Source organism: Polaribacter sp. AHE13PA, from assembly GCF_019278505.1.
Taxonomy (GTDB): domain Bacteria; phylum Bacteroidota; class Bacteroidia; order Flavobacteriales; family Flavobacteriaceae; genus Polaribacter.
In genome coordinates, this window is the sequence record NZ_CP058985.1 from 1,219,466 (window position 1) to 1,236,745 (window position 17,280).

Sequence of the window (17,280 nt, forward strand, 5' to 3'; positions counted from 1 at the left end):
TATAAGAAGAACAAAAAAAGCCTGAGTTTAAAACTCAGGCTTTTTAATATATAATTAGAAACTTAAAACTATCTCACTAATTGTTTTTGAGATGGCTTAAACTTCGTTAAAACAATTCCGTCTACTGCTGCTTCATATTCAGCCATAGTTGGTGTTCTACCTAAAATTGTAGACAATACAACTACTGGTGTAGAAGATAATAAAGATTCACCTTTTTTCTCTCCAGAATCTTTTACAACTCTTCCTTGGAATAAACGTGTAGATGTTGCCATTACTGTATCTCCTGGTGCTGCTTTTTCTTGGTTACCCATACATAAGTTACAACCTGGACGCTCTAAGTATAACATGTTTTCGTATCCTGTACGTGCTACTCCTTTTGGTGCGTTATCATCGAATTCGAAACCAGAATATTTTACTAAAACATCCCAATCTCCTTCTGCTTTTAATTCATCAACAATATTATACGTTGGTGGTGCAACTACTAAAGGTGCTTTAAATTCAACTTTACCATATTGAGCCTCCACATTCTTTAACATTTGAGCTAATATTTTCATATCACCTTTATGAACCATACAAGATCCTACGAAACCTAAATCTACTTTTTTAGTTCCTCCGTAGTAAGATAATGGTCTGATGTTATCATGTGTATAACGTTTAGAAACGTCATCATTATTTACATCTGGATCTGCAATCATTGGTTCTGCGATTTCATCTAAATCGATAACAACTTCTGCATGATACTTCGCATTTGCATCTGGTCTTAAAGAAGGTTTAATACCTGTTTTAAGTTCTACAATTCTATTTTCTGCTTTGTCTACTAAACCTTTAAGAACTTGTCCTGCATTGTCCATTCCTTTATCAATCATGATTTGGATACGACCTTTTGCAATCTCTAAAGACTCAATTAAAGTATCATCTTCAGAAATACAGATAGAAGCTTTTGCTTTCATCTCTGCAGTCCAATCTGTAAATGTAAATGCTTCATCTGAAGTCAATGTACCAATATGAACCTCAATGATTCTACCTTGGAAAACATTTTCTCCACCAAATTGCTTAAGCATTTGAGCTTGTGTAGCGTGTACTACGTCACGGAAATCCATATAAGATTTCATTTGTCCTTTAAAAGTAACTTTTACTGATTCTGGAATTGGCATAGAAGCCTCACCTGTAGCTAATGCTAAGGCAACCGTTCCTGAATCTGCACCAAAAGCAACACCTTTAGACATACGTGTGTGAGAATCTCCACCAATAATGATATCCCAATCTCCTACTGTAAGATCGTTTAACACTTTATGAATAACATCCGTCATTGGAAAATATTTCCCTTTAGGGTCACGACCAGTAATTAAACCAAAATCGTTCATAAACTTCATTAACCTTGGTATGTTCGCTTTAGATTTATCATCCCAAACAGATGCTGTGTGACAACCAGACTGATAAGCTCCATCTACAATTGGAGAAATCACTGTTGCAGCCATCATTTCTAATTCTTGAGAAGTCATTAAACCTGTAGTATCTTGAGAACCTACAATATTTACTTCTACACGAACATCTGAACCTGCATGTAAAACTGCTCCTGGTGTTGTTCCAACTGCATTTTTATTGAATATTTTTTCAACTGCTGTTAAACCTTGTCCTTCAATAGAAATTTCTTTTGATGGTGCATAAACAGGCACTACATCTATACCTAATACTTTAGAAGCAAAGGTTTGTAATTTTTTACCAAAAACAACAGCATAAGAACCACCTGCTTTCATAAACTCCATTTTTTGTGGTGTAAATGCTGCAGAAATATCTTTTAATTCTGTATCTCCGTTATATAATTTTTTTTCTTTTGTATTAATTGTAAGTACAGTACCTGTTGCAACAGAATACTCTTCTTTTAAAACAGGGTCTCCGTTTTCATCACGAATAGTATTTCCTTCTGCATCTTTCTGTTGTATCCAGTTTTTAAGGTCTAAACCAATACCACCAGTTACACCAACAGTTGTTAAGAAAATTGGAGAAATCCCGTTTGTTCCAGCAATTACCGGAGCAATATTTATAAATGGCACATATGGGCTAGATTTAATACCTGTCCATAAAGCAACATTATTTACACCAGACATTCTAGAAGAACCAACTCCCATTGTTCCTTTTTCTGCAATTAACATCACTCTTTTGTCTGGATGCTGTGCTTGTACTGCTTTTAATTCTGCTTGTTGTTCTTTATTATGCTCAAATAAACACTGACCGTGTAATTCTCTATCTGAACGAGAGTGTGCATCACCACCTGGTGATAATAAATCTGTAGAAATATCACCAACTCCTGCGATAAACGTAACAACATCTATTTTTTCTTCTATTTCTGGTAATTTTGTAAAAAACTCTGCATTTGCGTAACTTTTAATAAGATCAATTGCAATTTTATTACCACTATTAAACGCCTCTTCTAAACGAGCTGTATCTGCTTCGTAAAGAAAAACTTGTGTTTTTAATACATCTGCTGCTTGTTTTGCAATGTCAGCATCTGATCCTAAGGCTAAATCTAATAGCACTTTTACAGATGGCCCACCTTTCATGTGTGATAATTGCTCAAAAGCAGAAGAAGTTGTAATTTCTTTTACGATTGATTCACCTAAAATAATTTCTTTTAAAAATTTAGCTTTCACTACAGCAGCACTTGTAGTTCCTGGTAAAACGTTATATATAAAAAAGTTCAAAGATTCTTCTCTGTACTCGTTTTCTAAATCTTTAATTTGTTCAATGATTTTGCTTAGTAATTCTGCACCATCAATTGGTTGTGGATGAAGCCCCTGTTCTTTACGTTCTTCTATCTGCTTAAGGTAGTCTTTATAAATACTCATGAAAGAAATCTTTAGTTACTGTAGGCCTTTTTAATTCTTATAAACGAAAAGACAAACTGTAAAATTATTTATTTATTTTAGTATGACAAACTTACATTTTTTATATTAAAATTAAAAGATAAATAATAGATTGCGTGAATTAATGAATAAAAAAAAGTTATTCGATAAAACACTGATTTTAAATCAGCAAAAAGGATTGTTTGTTGATTTATTTTGAAGTTTTAATAATTATATAGAAAATGCAGACTAATAAGCCGAATCCTGTTCCTTAAAAAGGCTCTTATCATTTATCTAGAGTTACAATTACTCGTAACTTCTATCTGCCTACCCTTTAGAATCGAGCGAGTAGCTCTCAAGCTCTAATTTACATGGCATTGCACCTCATAGAGTTTACCTGGTTTCACTACAGCCTAACTGTACATTCTTTCTGTTGCACTGGTCCTCAGCTCTCGCTGGACGGATGTTATCCGCTATGATACTCTTTGGTGTCCGGACTTTCCTACTTGCATACACAAGTCGATAAGATAAGTCTGCAATTTCTATATTATGTTATAATTTTATCTTTAGTCATAAAAAAAACCCACTCATAAATGAGTGGGAAAAATTGCTATGAAAAAGAAAAAGTGTTGCCGATAAAATCAGCAACACTGCAAATGTACATTAAATATTGTAAATAAAATACAACTTATTTTAAAAAGATACTTATTAATTTGAAATTAACATTTCGTTAAGAAAACATGTCTTTTACTTTTTCAAAAAATGACTTATCTGATTTATTTGGACTAGGTCTAAAATTCTCGTTGTCAGACATTTTATCAAAGAATTGTTTTTGTTCTTTATTCAACTCTTGTGGTGTCCAAACATTAATATGTATTAAGAAATCTCCAGTACCATATCTTTCTATACTTGGTAAACCTTTTCCTTTTAATCTTAAAATTTTACCAGATTGTGTACCAGCATCAATTTTAATTTTTACTTTACCTGTAACTGTATCAACTTCTTTGCTTGTTCCTAAAACAGCTTCAGAGAAATTTACATATAAATCATAATGAATATTGGTTCCTTCTCTCTTTAAAACATCATGAGGAACTTCTTCAATTAATACTAATAAATCTCCAGCAACAGAATTTTTACCAGGAGCTTCATTCCCTTTTCCTCCTACTTTTAATTGTACCCCTTCTGTAACTCCTGCAGGAATATTAATTGGTACAGTTTCTTCTTTTATAATTAAACCTTGTGCATCTGCTTCACTTGGTTTTGTACTAATTATTTCTCCAGCACCAGAACAAGTACCACAAGTAGTTGCAGTTTGCATTCTACCTAAAATTGTATTGGTAACTCGCATTTGTTGTCCAGATCCATTACACGTAGTACAGGTTTTATAAGTTACTCCGTCTGCTTGTACTTTACGTCTAACCTTTACTTTCTTTTCTACTCCTTTAGCTATTTCTTCTAAAGTAAGTCTTACACGAATTCGCATATTACTTCCTTTTACTCTAGCTTGTCGTTGGCCTCCGCCACCTCCAAAACCACCAAAGCCGCCTCCGAAGCCACCGCCTCCGCCGCCAAAGATATCACCAAACTGACTAAATATGTCATCCATATTCATGCCGCCTCCACCGAAACCGCCGCCACCTTGTGGACCTTCAAAACCTGCGTGACCGTATTGATCATAACGAGCTTTTTTGTTTTCGTCACTTAAAATTTCATAAGCTTCTGCAGCTTTCTTAAAATTTTCTTCAGCAGTTTTATCATCCGGGTTTTTATCAGGATGATATTTGATCGCCATTTTTCTATACCCTTTCTTTATTTCTGCTTGAGTTGCAGATTTTGAGAGACCTAATATTTCGTAAAAATCTTGTTTTGCCATTTTTTATTTTTAATTTTCAGTATTTCATAACAATTTTTCAGCTCTCACTGCTCACTGTCATTAATACTTCTTTAGTTTACAACATTAGTTTTGCATATGTTGCTCACTGTTATTGTAAACTGAATACTTTTTTACTGTCCGATAACTACTTTAGGGTAACGAATAATTTTGTCGCCTAATTTGTATCCTTTTTCAACACAGTCAATTACTTTTCCTTTTAAATCTTCTGATGGAGCAGGAATTTGTGTAATTGCTTCGTGAATTTCAGCATCAAAAACATCACCAGCTTTAGTTTCCACTGTAGACAATCCTTTTAATTCTAAAGTGTTAAATAATTTTTGATAAATTAACAACACTCCTTTTCTTAATTCTTCTGCCTCTTTATCATCTTCAATATGTGACAGCGCACGTTCAAAATCATCAATAATTGGCAGTAAAGATGTCATTAAATCTTGTCCAGCAGTTTTAAATAATTCTATTCTTTCTCTGGAAGTTCTCTTTTTATAGTTTTCGAACTCAGCAAACAAACGTAAAAACTTATCTTTTTCAGTTTGAAGTAACTCTTCTGTTGTAGGTTCTTCTTTTACAACTTCAGCCTCAACCTCTTGATTTTCTTCAACTTGAACAGTTTCTTGTTCGTTCTTTATTTCTTCTTCTTGGGTGTTATCTTTCTTACTCATTATCTTTGTAATCGTTAAAATGTCTACTATTAAAAGGCAAAAACGTTGCCAACAAAAAAATAGTGTCAGATTGACACTATTTTTAACCTCTTTATATTTTAACATGGCTCCAATTTTCTCCAGATTTAATTCTATGAATTTGCATATCTGAAACTCCAAATCGTTTGGCAATCATTGTGATTCTTGTTCTTTTATTTTTAAGTTGCCTTTTTATGATTTTTACTTTTCCTTCTGTAAGCTTATAACTAGTTTTTTTATTTTTAATAGCTTCTATATACACAGGGTTTTTAAATTGATGCAACTCTTTCTCTCTTTTAGTTGCCCACTTTAAATTCTCTACAGTATTATCTGTTTTGTCATAATTTTTATGTAAAACATAAATTTGATCTTCGTTTTCTTTTTCTAAAAAATGCTCTGCCACCAACTTATGTACATATCTACTTGTAGATTTGTTATTAGCAACTTGCTTTACATAAATAGTTTCATATCCATTTATAAAACTCTTATTTCTTAAAAACTCTTTATCTTCTTTAAAATAAAGCACTCTTCCTAAATTAGAAATCTTAAATTTTTTTACATCAGAAATTTTCTCATCAAATTTAATATGCTTCCATTCTTCTTTCCACAAACTTCTTATCATGATCTAAAAGTATTTTTAAATTAATAAAAAACTTTTTCTTATTCAGCAATTCTTTCAATTTTAGCACCAATAGATTTTAAACGAGCTTCAATATTCTCGTAACCTCTATCTATTTGTTCTATATTATTTATTATAGATGTTCCTCTAGCAGATAAAGCAGCTATTAATAAGGAGATACCTGCTCTAATATCTGGCGATGTCATTTTGGTAGCTTTTAATGAGCTCTCAAAATTCATACCAATTACAGTGGCTCTATGCGGGTCGCACAAAATTACTTTCGCCCCCATGTCAATCAATTTATCAACAAAAAACAAACGGCTTTCAAACATTTTTTGATGTATTAAAACAGTTCCCTTTGCTTGTGTTGCAATTACCAAAACAATACTCAATAAATCTGGTGTAAACCCAGGCCAAGGAGCATCTGCAACGGTTAAAACAGAACCATCTATAAAATTCTGTATTTCATACGATTCTTGTTCAGGAATGTAAATATCATCTCCTTTTCTCTCTAATATAATCCCTAATTTTCTAAACACATTAGGTATTTGTCCTAAGTTGTCCCAACTAACATCTTTAATGGTTAATTCAGATCTTGTCATTACTGCAACACCAATCCAAGAACCAATTTCAATCATATCTGGTAAAACTCTGTGCTCACAACCACCAAGAGCATCTACTCCTTCTATGATTAATAAGTTAGAGCCAACTCCTGAGATATTAGCTCCCATAGAATTCAACATTTTACATAATTGTTGAATATAAGGTTCACAAGCTGCGTTATAAATTTTTGTAGTTCCTGTAGCTAAAACAGACGCCATTAAAATATTAGCGGTTCCTGTTACAGAAGCTTCATCTAATAACATATCTACACCAAACAACTCTTCTGCTTCTACGCCGTAAAAATGCTCTTCTTTATTATAACGGAATTTTGCGCCTAATCTTATAAATCCTTCAAAATGGGTATCTAAACGTCTACGACCAATTTTATCTCCTCCAGGTCTTGGAATGTATCCTCTACCAAAACGAGCTAAAAGTGGACCAACTATCATAATAGAACCACGTAAAGAACTTCCGTCTCTTTTAAAATCTGCAGATTCTAAATACTCTAAATTGATTTCATCCGCTTGAAAAGCGTAAGAATTTCTACTTAATTTTTCTATTTTTACACCTAATTCTCCAAGAATAAAAATTAGTTTGTTGACATCAATAATATCTGGAACATTATTTACAACAACTTTTTCTGGTGTTAATAAAACAGCACAGAGTATTTGTAAAACTTCGTTTTTTGCTCCTTGTGGAGTAATGGTTCCGCTTAATTTATGACCGCCTTCAATTTTAAATGATGCCATGTACTAATATCTTTTTCTATTTTTATTTTGATTGCTATGTTGTGGTTTCTTGTAAGTACCTTTACTTGTACTTTGCCCTTGTGTACGTGGCTTTCTTAACAAGTTTTTACTTTCAGAAAGTTCTTCTTCTGTATTTCTTAAATCTAATTTACCATCAGATAAATCGAATAAATGTTTAAAAATTACAGCATCATCTACAGTGTCTTTATTCCAATTTAAATAACACTTTTTCATGTGATTTGCAATTGTAAATACCAAAGCTTCTTTTTTCTCTCCTTCTTCCCAACTTAAAGCAATATCTATCATTGTTTGAATATTGTTACCATAATAACGATATCTAGAGGCTGATTTTGGGTACGCTAATCCTTCTGGCTTTTCTTGTAATTCTTCTTTAGATGGCTGAGGATATGGAGATTCTACATCTAATTTAAAATCTGCCATGATGTATAACTGGTCCCAAAGTTTGTGTTTAAAATCTGGTACATCACGTAAATGTGGTTGTAAATTTCCCATAACATCTACAATAGCTTTTGCCATTTTATCACGTTCATCTTTAGTTTCTAAAGCCAAACAATGGTCTACTAATTTTTGTATATGTCTGCCGTATTCTGGTATTATCATTAACGGTCTTTCTGAATTGTATTCTAAATCGAATGTCATTTTTATATTTTTGAGAAGTGTTCTCGATACATTTTCCTTTATCATTTTAACCAAAAGAAAACACTAGAACTGAAAAATTATAGTTTGTAGTTATTTAACGTTGCAAAATAACAATTTATTTTTAGTTTTATGGATTGATTTTTAACCAATCACTTTTAATTTGGCAAATTGAAGTAATAATTTCTTTTTACCAACAGTACCAAATTTAATTTCTGCCTTTTTATTTGGTCCATTTCCTTCTAATCCAATTACCTCTCCTGTTCCAAATCTATTGTGTTCTACAAAATTACCCACAACAATATTACCATCAAATAAATTGGGTTTTGAGGTTGCTTGAGATACCTTTTTTAGGTTTTTAGGAATAATAATCTCTTTTTTCTTCACCAAATCACGTTCCATTTTTTTACGCTGAATCGGTTTTTGAAAACGAATTCCTTTTGGAGCATCATCAAAAATACTTTTATCAACAAAGTTATTGATTGCTGGATTGGTACTTTTTGGAGTGATGTAATTTAGATACTGATCATCTATTTCCTCTAAAAATCTACTAGGTTCTGCATCTACCAATTTCCCCCATCTGTAACGGGTTTGCGCATAACTTAAATAAGCTACTTTTTCTGCCCTTGTTATAGCTACGTAAAACAACCTGCGCTCTTCCTCTAATTCACTTCGCGTATTCATACTCATTGCAGAAGGAAATAAAGATTCCTCTAATCCAACAACATACACATACATATACTCCAATCCTTTAGACTGGTGAATAGTCATTAAAGAAACAGATGGTTTGTCATCTTCTTTTTTAGCATCAAAATCTGTTGCCAACGCCACATCTTCTAAAAAAGTAGTTAAAGAAGTATCGCCTCCTTCTTCAATTTTATCGGTAATAAAATCTTTAATTCCGTTTAAAAGTTCTTGAACGTTTTCTACTTTACTAACTGCTTCTGGCGTTCCGTCTTTTTCTAAATCTTTTATTAATTGTGCCTTTTTTACAACAGTTTCCGCAATTTCGAATGCATTTTTTGTTTGCGATTCTACTTGCAAACTTTGCATCATCGTCATAAAATTACGAAGCTTATTTTTAGTACCCGTATTTATTTTTAAATCTATTTTGTCAATATATTTAATAATATCGAAAATAGATTTTTTATAATGATTTGCAGCTATTGTTAACCTATCTATGGTTGTTGCACCAATTCCTCTTGCTGGATAATTGATAATTCTTTTTAACGCTTCTTCATCATTTGGGTTGATTAAAATACGTAAATAAGACAAGATGTCTTTAATTTCTTTCCTTTGATAAAAAGAGATTCCTCCGTAAATTTTGTAATCAATTCCTTTTTTACGCAACGCATCTTCAATAGCTCTAGATTGTGAGTTTGTTCTATACAAAACACAAAAATCATCTGGAGTTAATTGATGGTTCATTTGGTTCTCCCAAATGGATTGTGCCACAAAACGTCCCTCTTCTCCATCAGAAATTGTGCGCATTACATTTATGGCATCTCCAGGATCATTAGAGGTCCAAACTTCTTTGTCTAATTTTGTTTTATTTTTTTCGATTACAGAGTTCGCAGCGTTTACAATATTACTTGTAGAACGGTAATTTTGCTCTAGCTTAAAGGTTTTTACATCCGGGTAATCTTTCTGAAAATTTAATATATTCTGAATATTTGCTCCCCTAAAACTATAAATACTCTGAGAATCGTCTCCAACCACACAAATATTCCCGAATTTGTCAGCCAAAGCTCTCACAATAATATATTGAGAATGGTTTGTATCCTGATACTCATCTACCATTATATATCTAAAACGATCTTGGTATTTTGCCAAAGTTTCTGGAAAACGAGCCAATAACTCATTGGTTCTTAACAACAAATCATCAAAATCCATTGCACCAGCCTTAAAACATCGGTCTACATAGGCTCTATAGATATTACCAACTTCTGGTCTACTTGCATGTAAATCTGCTTCTTGTAATTCTGGGTTATTAAAATAGGCTTTAACCGTAATTAAACTATTCTTAAAGGAAGAAATTCGACCTAAAATCTGTTTGGGTTTGTATTGTTCTCTATTTAAATTCTTCTCTTTAATAATTGCTGATATTAAACGAACAGAATCTTGAGAATCGTAAATTGTAAAATTAGTTGGAAACCCCAATTTGTCTGCTTCGGTACGCAAAATTCTAGCAAAAACGGAGTGAAAGGTTCCCATCCATAGGTTTCTAGATTCACTATGACCTACAACACCGGCAATTCTAGCCTTCATTTCTTTGGCTGCTTTGTTGGTAAATGTAAGTGATAAAATGTTAAAAGAATCTACGCCTTGCTTCATTAAATGCGCAATTCTATAGGTTAATACACGTGTTTTACCAGAACCCGCACCAGCAATAATAATCATGGGTCCGTCTTTCTGTAAGACAGCCTGTCTCTGTGGTTCGTTTAAAGAATCTAAATATGTGCTCAATGGTTTATTTTAAAGGAATTTGAAAGCGTGAAATTAACCAAACTATTCGTTTCTATAAAAGAAGATGAATACTATTTATTCACAATTTTTACATAAGAAAACCTAAACATATCTGCTTAAGAGCAGATAAAAACAAATATCTGCCTATAGACAGATAATTTAAAATATCTGCTTACAGACAGATAATATTGTTGTTTAGCTTAATAATTGATATATTAGCTAAAAATTAAGATTTACAAATGACTAGTATTTTAACAGGCGACATCATCAATTCTAGAAAAAAGGATGATAATTTTTGGTTAGAAACGCTAAAAGAGGCGTTAAGTACTTTTGGTGACTCTCCAAAATTTTGGCAGATTTACAGAGGAGATAGTTTTCAATTAGAAATAGAAAACTGTGAAAATGCATTTTATGCAGCTTTAAAGTTGAAATCTCATTTAAAATCTACAGTAGATATAGATGTTAGAATTGGAATTGGAATCGGAGAAAAAGAATTTAATACTCCAGAAATTACAGCGTCTAACGGTGAAGCTTTTATAAATTCTGGTTATGCGTTTGACACTTATTTAAAGAAACAAACCATTGCCATAAAAACACCTTGGCAAGAAGTTGATGCAGAACTAAATATAGCTTTTGATTTAGCTTTATTAACCATGGATTCTTGGACAAAAAACTCTGCAGAAGTATTTAAAATATCCTTAGAATCAGAAAACAGTACTCAAAATGAAATTGCAGCTATTTTAGGAATTACACAAGGACGGGTTAGCGAACGCCAAAAACGTGCTGGTTTTGAACCTATTATGAAACTAGAAAAACGTTTTAGAAAAATTATCAATCAAAAAACACATTTATAAAATGCTCTTATTGTTAAAATTTTTGTTAGCTCATATTTTAGGAGATTTTGTTTTTCAACCAGAAAAATGGGTTGAAAATAAAGAAAAAAAGAAAGTGAAATCGGTAAATTTATATTATCACATTGCGCTTCATGCCCTATTTTTAGCGTTAGTCATTCAATTTAATTTAAAAGAATATTGGCTTGCTTTTTTGTTAATTATAGCATCTCATTATGGTATAGACCTATTAAAACTCTATCTTCAAAAAAAGAAAACAAAACGGATTTGGTTCTTTATAGATCAAGTTTTGCATCTTATCGTACTAGCGTTTGCGACTTCTTTTTATGTGAATTTTTCTTTATCAACTGAAAACTTAATAACAGATCAACTCTTATTATTGATTATCTTTTTACTGTTAGTTATTTTTGTTTCTGCAATTATCATCAAAATAATAATTACACAATGGAACCCTGAAAGTAAAAAAGAAAACGATGATTCTCTTGCAAAAGCAGGTCGTTATATAGGAATTCTAGAACGTTTATTTGTTTTTACCTTTGTAATTACCAATCATTGGGAAGCAATCGGTTTTCTATTAGCAGCAAAATCTGTTTTTAGATTTGGAGATTTAACATCATCAAAAGACAGAAAATTAACCGAATATATTTTAATTGGTACTTTATTAAGTTTTGGTATTGCTATCTTTTTAGGAGTACTATATTTGTACACTTTAAAATTCATCTAATTTATGGAAGATAAACTAATAGAAAGTATTGCTTATATTCTACCCGCTGCTGTTACCGGTTTCGTTGCTTATTATATTTTTAACAGATTAATCATAAAGCTAAGTTCTGATGAAAAAATAGCGCTATTATCTCAAAGAAAAAAAGAAGTTTTACCAATAAAATTACAGGCTTACGAAAGAATGTTGTTGTTTTGTGAGCGCATTAACCCTGTTAAAATGTTGGTAAGAATTAAACCAATTACAGAAGATACACAAGATTATTTACAATTGTTGATTGCAAATATAGATCAAGAGTTTGAACATAATTTAGTACAGCAAATGTACATTACAGACGATTCTTGGACAGCAGTTGTGGCTACAAAAAATACCATTATTAATAAATTAAGACAAGTTGCAGAAACTGCAAAAACTGCTAATGAATTACGCGAAAACGTGATTATCGATTACTCTAAAACATTACCTCCAACAGATACTGTTATAAGTATTATTAAAAATGAAGTAAAAAAGTTATTATAAAAAAGAAGACCATCTAAAATAGATGGTCTTCTTCCTCTTTTCGAAAATAGCAAATTTCCCTTTATTAAAACTGAAGTCTTACTCCTAATTTAAAGTTTCTACCACGTGTAGAAAACCCTAAAATATCATCATAATCTTCGTTTAAAATATTTGTAACTCCACCAAATAAAGTTACAGTGTCTCCTAATAATTTATAATTAGCAGCAAAATCTAATACTTGATAACTCTCTAAAGTAACATCTTCTCCAGCGGTTCCAAAAGAACCATATCTATCATAAATACTTCTATCTCCTACATTTTTATAAGTAATATTGAAGAATGTATTTTTTAAAACATCCACATCTAAACCTGCTACAAATTTATTTGCAGGAATATAATCGTTAAAATCTTCTGTTTTATCTTTATCTACATACGTATAAGAAGCGTTAACAGTTAAGAAATTAACAGGTGTAATATTGGTATTTATTTCAAAACCATTTGCATCTGAAGAACCATTACCATATTTGTAAGTAGCATTATCATAAATAATTGCATCTTCTTCCTTTCTATTAAAATAAACCACATCAAGCTGAAGCCAATCTTTATAATTTACATCAAAACCTGCTTCAAAAGTTTCATTAGATTCTGGTTTTAAATCTAAATTACCAGAAAAACCATCATATAATTGATACAAACTTGGTGTAATAAAAGCTGTACTATAAGAGGTTAATAACTTAATAGTAGCATTTTCATTCTTTAAAACTGAGTACGCAAGATTCCCGTCATAAACTGCATGATTACCATATACATTATGAATATTTAATCGTCCACCTACATTGGCACTTAAACCAAAATCTGTTATATACACTACACTTGCATAAGGATCTACAGTATTAAAGTTTGCAATTCCTTTTTCAATTTCGGCAAAAGGAGTAACTGTATTATTACTATGAATTTGGTAATTTAAACCCGTAATTAATTGAATTTTACCATCCTTAAAATCATATCTATTTACTAAATCTAAATTTACACTTCTACCAACAAACTCGTAGTTATCTAAAGTACCACCATAAGAATTGAATTGCTCTAGATTTCTTTCTACCACATTTGCAGAGGCTAATAAGTAAACTTCTCCTTTATTATAAGTGTATTTTGGTTTTACACCAACTCTAAACTGCTCTTGATCTCCAGTATTTGCATCACTATCAGAAAAAGCCCCTGCGTCAAAATCATAATCAAAATTATCATAATTTAAGAAAGTCTCTATAGAAAACTTATCATTTACCGCATAACCTAATTTTAACAACGCATTTTTACTGTAAAAACTATCATTTTCATAAACAGCATTTGTTTTACTTTTTGCAGCAGACATTCCGTCTGTTCCAGTAATACTAAAAGAACCTAAGAAATTAAGTTTTCCTAAAGTACCGTTTAAACTTACATTCTGGTTATTGTCAGACAATCCGCTTTCTTTAACATTTGCGGTATTATTTGTACCAACACTTGTTTCAAAAGAACCAGAAATTTTATCTGCTGATGCTTTCTTTAAAACAACATTAATAACTGCAGTTGCTGCACCAGAACCGTATAATGTAGATGATGCTCCTTTTAAAATTTCAATAGATTCTATTTGACTAACGGCTAATAAACGTAAATCGAATTGTTGATTAATTGCAGATTGATCTGTGACTGGCACACCATCAATTAGAACCAAAACTTGTCTATTTCTTCCCCCTCTAATATTAATACTTCTTGGTTCAGATGCATTAGAATTTACACCTCTAACATCAATACCAACAACATTATTTAGAATTTCAATAACATTTTTACCAGCATTTTGTTGCAATTCTTTTTGAGTAATTTTCTGAATTACCTTACCAGTATTCTCTTTTTTTAGATTGAATTTTGTTGCTGTAACAACAACTTCATCTAAAGCTTCTACTTTTTCTTTTTGCTGTGCAAAAAGATTTGTGCTAGCAAAACTATATGCCAAAACACCAACAATTAATAATTGTTTTTTCATTTTTAATGATTTAATTTAAGTCTTCTCCTTTTACAAGAAAACAATAATGTTTCACTCCTTGTTAAACAAGGAATCTAAATAAATCAGGTAAATTTGTGTACAAAATAGAATTAGTACATAAACCTTTATCCCGAAAGTTTTAAACTCGTGATTTATGGCAGGTTTCCTGACTCGTTTTATGTTATTATACCTTCCCAACAAAAAAATGTCAGTGGCAAAAGAATTAATAACATCCTCTAAAGAGGGACTAAATGATGCTAAAAATAAACTCAGCACAAACTTAGTATAAACTTACAGTTGCGGGAACAGCTCTGGATTTTAACCAGATTCCCTTTTAATTCGATGCAGATTATCTCTACATCAAAACCAAAATCTTTGCAAATATATATGCATTCTTATGAACAATCTAATTAATTCGTTTCCAAATTTTATACCTTTAAGGATTGATAATTTTGATAGAAATGAGAATAGAAAATGAATTAAAGTTAGGTTTTAAAGATGTAATGATTCGCCCAAAACGATCTACATTAAAATCGAGATCACAAGTAAGTTTAGAAAGAGAGTTTACTTTTTTACACAGCGATGTTGTCTGGAAAGGAATTCCTATAATGGCTGCAAACATGGACACTGTTGGTACTTTTGAAATGGCAAAAGCTCTTGCAAAACACGGACTTTTCACCGCAATTCATAAACATTATTCTATAGAAGAATGGAGAGAATTTGCAGCAAAAGCTGATGAAAAAACTTTAAATAATATTGCCGTTAGTACAGGGACAGGAAAAGATGATTCTGAAAAAGTAAAACAAATTTTATCCGATTTTCCGAAAATAAACTTTATTTGTGTTGATGTTGCCAATGGCTACTCGGAACATTTTGTAAATTTTGTTCAGAAAATGCGTAAAGCCCATCCTAACAAAGTAATTATTGCAGGTAATGTAGTTACTGGAGAAATGGTTGAAGAATTATTATTAGCTGGTGCAGATATTATAAAAGTAGGTATTGGTCCGGGATCGGTTTGCACAACTCGTGTAAAAACCGGAGTTGGTTATCCGCAACTTTCTGCTATTATAGAATGTGCAGATGCAGCGCATGGTATGGGGGGACAAATTATTTCTGATGGAGGTTGTAAAATTCCTGGAGACCTTTCTAAAGCTTTTGGTGGTAGTGCAGATTTTGTAATGCTAGGCGGCATGCTTGCTGGACATGAAGAAAGTGGTGGTGAATTGATTGAAAAAAATGGAGAAAAATTTAAAGCTTTTTACGGAATGAGTTCTACAACAGCCATGAATAAACATGTTGGTGGTGTTGCAAATTATAGAGCTTCCGAAGGAAAAACGGTTGAAGTTCCTTACAGAGGAAATGTAGACGATACTATTATAGATGTTTTAGGCGGAATTAGATCTACATGTACCTATGTTGGTGCAAGTAGGTTAAAAGAATTGACCAAAAGAACTACTTTTATTAGAGTTCAAGAGCAAGAAAATCAAGTATATTCATAATGAAAAACATAAATTTAATTCCTGTTTTATTATTTTTGTTGATGACCGTTTCTTGTAAAAAAGAAGCTGTTAAAGTTGATAATCATACACAAGTAAAAAGTAGTATTAAGTACGCAAAGGGATTTGATATTGTAGAAGATAATGGCGTTAAAAAGTTAGTTATAAAATCTGCCTATCAGAACTCTAAAGAAGTTACTGAATATATTATTAAAAATAAATCAGAAAATAATACACCTTTAGAAAACACCATCTCTACTCCTATTCAAAAAATTGTAGTTACTTCTACAACACATATCCCTATGGTTGAGTTGTTAAACGAAGAAACTTCAATTATCGGTTTTCCTTATGCTAAATATGTATCATCAGAAAAAACAAGACAGTTAATTGATGCAGGAAAAATAAAAGAAATAGGAAAAGAAACCTCTTTAAATACTGAAATACTATTAGACTTACAGTCAGAATTAGTGGTTGGTTATAGTGTTACTTCTGCAGATAAAAGCCTAACAACTATACAGAAAGCAGGAATAAATGTAATTTATAATGGAGATTGGTTAGAAGAAACTCCTTTAGGAAGAGCAGAATGGATTAAATTTTTTGGTGTTCTTTTTGATAAAGAAAAACAAGCTGATAGTATTTTTAAAGTAATTGAAGATAATTATTTAGCAGCAAAACAAATCGCACTAAAATCAACAAAAAAACCAACCATTTTGTCTGGTGCAATCATGAGTAAAGATATTTGGAATTTACCCGCAGGAGAAAGTTTTGTGGCACAATTTATAAATGACGCAAACCTTAATTACTTATGGAAAGACACAAAAGGAAAAGGAAGTTTGTCTCTAAGTTTTGAAAGTATTTTTGATAAAGGTCAGAATGCTGAATATTGGATTTCTCCTGGATTTTTTTCTACCAAAGAGCAATTATTACAAAGCAATAAAATTTATGCTGAATTTGATGCTTTTAAAAATGATAAAGTTTATACATCTACAATCAAGAAAGGAAAAACGGGCGGAATTATATATTATGAATTAGCTGCTACGAGACCTGATTTAGTTTTAAAAGATTTTATTAAAATTACAAATCCAGATTTATTGCCCGATTATAAAATGACATTTTTTGAGAAAATGAAATAAAAAAAGACCTTCAATATTTCTATTGGAGGTCTTTACTTTTAAAATTATTG

Annotated in this window: 13 protein-coding genes, 1 other RNA gene and 1 riboswitch; of the genes, 5 read left to right on the forward strand and 9 right to left on the reverse strand. The window is 31.4% G+C overall.

Going from position 1 to position 17,280, the window contains the following annotated elements; all coding sequences use genetic code 11:
* Positions 1-68: 68 nt before the first annotated feature.
* The 8 genes from H0I28_RS05285 to H0I28_RS05320 form a co-directional block, all read right to left on the reverse strand.
* Entirely contained in the window at positions 69-2,846 is a 2,778-nt protein-coding gene (locus tag H0I28_RS05285) for a bifunctional aconitate hydratase 2/2-methylisocitrate dehydratase (RefSeq protein ID WP_218760839.1), read from the reverse strand.
* A 234-nt stretch (positions 2,847-3,080) separates the two neighbouring features.
* Positions 3,081-3,383, reverse strand: an RNA gene (rnpB, locus tag H0I28_RS05290) — RNase P RNA component class A.
* Between the two features lie 190 nt (positions 3,384-3,573).
* The gene (gene dnaJ / locus H0I28_RS05295) at positions 3,574-4,716 is read right to left on the reverse strand and encodes a molecular chaperone DnaJ (RefSeq protein WP_218753293.1); all 1,143 of its coding nucleotides are present in this window, start codon (positions 4,714-4,716) and stop codon (positions 3,574-3,576) included.
* 131 nt (positions 4,717-4,847) lie between these two features.
* Complete coding sequence (locus tag H0I28_RS05300) at positions 4,848-5,396, reverse strand: nucleotide exchange factor GrpE (protein WP_218753295.1); 549 nt, start codon at positions 5,394-5,396, stop codon at positions 4,848-4,850.
* Positions 5,397-5,487: 91 nt separating this feature from the next.
* On the reverse strand, positions 5,488-6,036 hold the full coding sequence (locus H0I28_RS05305) for an HNH endonuclease (RefSeq protein WP_218753297.1): 549 nt from the start codon (positions 6,034-6,036) through the stop codon (positions 5,488-5,490).
* A 38-nt stretch (positions 6,037-6,074) separates the two neighbouring features.
* Positions 6,075-7,385, reverse strand: a complete 1,311-nt coding sequence (murA, locus tag H0I28_RS05310) for a UDP-N-acetylglucosamine 1-carboxyvinyltransferase (RefSeq protein ID WP_218730516.1) — start codon at positions 7,383-7,385, stop codon at positions 6,075-6,077.
* Between the two features lie 3 nt (positions 7,386-7,388).
* Complete coding sequence (locus H0I28_RS05315) at positions 7,389-8,045, reverse strand: DUF4290 domain-containing protein (protein ID WP_218730517.1); 657 nt, start codon at positions 8,043-8,045, stop codon at positions 7,389-7,391.
* A 141-nt stretch (positions 8,046-8,186) separates the two neighbouring features.
* A complete protein-coding gene (locus H0I28_RS05320) occupies positions 8,187-10,508 on the reverse strand; it encodes an ATP-dependent helicase (protein ID WP_218760841.1) in 2,322 nt (773 codons plus the stop codon).
* Between the two features lie 239 nt (positions 10,509-10,747).
* On the opposite strand from H0I28_RS05320, the gene H0I28_RS05325 reads away from it, so the two are divergent.
* Genes H0I28_RS05325 through H0I28_RS05335 form a run of 3 tightly spaced genes read left to right on the forward strand, consistent with a single transcriptional unit; the run spans position 10,748 to position 12,599 of the window.
* Positions 10,748-11,362 (forward strand): sigma factor-like helix-turn-helix DNA-binding protein, encoded by a 615-nt coding sequence (locus H0I28_RS05325; protein ID WP_218730519.1) that lies wholly within the window; start codon positions 10,748-10,750, stop codon positions 11,360-11,362.
* A 1-nt stretch (position 11,363) separates the two neighbouring features.
* Positions 11,364-12,083: a DUF3307 domain-containing protein gene (locus H0I28_RS05330; RefSeq protein WP_218730520.1), complete on the forward strand. Its 720-nt coding sequence runs from the start codon at positions 11,364-11,366 to the stop codon at positions 12,081-12,083.
* 3 nt (positions 12,084-12,086) lie between these two features.
* Complete coding sequence (locus H0I28_RS05335) at positions 12,087-12,599, forward strand: hypothetical protein (RefSeq protein ID WP_218760843.1); 513 nt, start codon at positions 12,087-12,089, stop codon at positions 12,597-12,599.
* A gap of 64 nt (positions 12,600-12,663) precedes the next feature.
* Here the strand turns inward: H0I28_RS05335 and H0I28_RS05340 are convergent, their stop codons facing one another.
* Positions 12,664-14,601: a TonB-dependent siderophore receptor gene (locus tag H0I28_RS05340; RefSeq protein WP_218760844.1), complete on the reverse strand. Its 1,938-nt coding sequence runs from the start codon at positions 14,599-14,601 to the stop codon at positions 12,664-12,666.
* Positions 14,602-14,739: 138 nt separating this feature from the next.
* Positions 14,740-14,987, reverse strand: a riboswitch (cobalamin riboswitch).
* A gap of 75 nt (positions 14,988-15,062) precedes the next feature.
* Between H0I28_RS05340 and H0I28_RS05345 the strand changes: the two genes are divergently transcribed.
* Positions 15,063-16,100, forward strand: a complete 1,038-nt coding sequence (locus H0I28_RS05345) for a GMP reductase (protein WP_218760845.1) — start codon at positions 15,063-15,065, stop codon at positions 16,098-16,100.
* On the forward strand, positions 16,100-17,230 hold the full coding sequence (locus tag H0I28_RS05350) for an ABC transporter substrate-binding protein (RefSeq protein ID WP_218760846.1): 1,131 nt from the start codon (positions 16,100-16,102) through the stop codon (positions 17,228-17,230). Before H0I28_RS05345 ends, H0I28_RS05350 begins: the two co-directional genes overlap by 1 nt.
* The last annotated feature ends 50 nt before the right edge of the window (positions 17,231-17,280 follow it).

Excerpts from the sequence above, each read along its gene's own strand:
- H0I28_RS05285 (WP_218760839.1), bottom strand. The coding sequence starts at position 2,846 with ATGAGTATTTATAAAGACTACCTTAAGCAGATAGAAGAACGTAAAGAA.
- dnaJ (WP_218753293.1), bottom strand. The coding sequence starts at position 4,716 with ATGGCAAAACAAGATTTTTACGAAATATTAGGTCTCTCAAAATCTGCA.
- H0I28_RS05300 (WP_218753295.1), bottom strand. The coding sequence starts at position 5,396 with ATGAGTAAGAAAGATAACACCCAAGAAGAAGAAATAAAGAACGAACAA.
- H0I28_RS05305 (WP_218753297.1), bottom strand. The coding sequence starts at position 6,036 with ATGATAAGAAGTTTGTGGAAAGAAGAATGGAAGCATATTAAATTTGAT.
- murA (WP_218730516.1), bottom strand. The coding sequence starts at position 7,385 with ATGGCATCATTTAAAATTGAAGGCGGTCATAAATTAAGCGGAACCATT.
- H0I28_RS05315 (WP_218730517.1), bottom strand. The coding sequence starts at position 8,045 with ATGACATTCGATTTAGAATACAATTCAGAAAGACCGTTAATGATAATA.
- H0I28_RS05325 (WP_218730519.1), top strand. The coding sequence starts at position 10,748 with ATGACTAGTATTTTAACAGGCGACATCATCAATTCTAGAAAAAAGGAT.
- H0I28_RS05330 (WP_218730520.1), top strand. The coding sequence starts at position 11,364 with ATGCTCTTATTGTTAAAATTTTTGTTAGCTCATATTTTAGGAGATTTT.
- H0I28_RS05335 (WP_218760843.1), top strand. The coding sequence starts at position 12,087 with ATGGAAGATAAACTAATAGAAAGTATTGCTTATATTCTACCCGCTGCT.
- H0I28_RS05340 (WP_218760844.1), bottom strand. The coding sequence starts at position 14,601 with ATGAAAAAACAATTATTAATTGTTGGTGTTTTGGCATATAGTTTTGCT.
- H0I28_RS05345 (WP_218760845.1), top strand. The coding sequence starts at position 15,063 with ATGAGAATAGAAAATGAATTAAAGTTAGGTTTTAAAGATGTAATGATT.
- H0I28_RS05350 (WP_218760846.1), top strand. The coding sequence starts at position 16,100 with ATGAAAAACATAAATTTAATTCCTGTTTTATTATTTTTGTTGATGACC.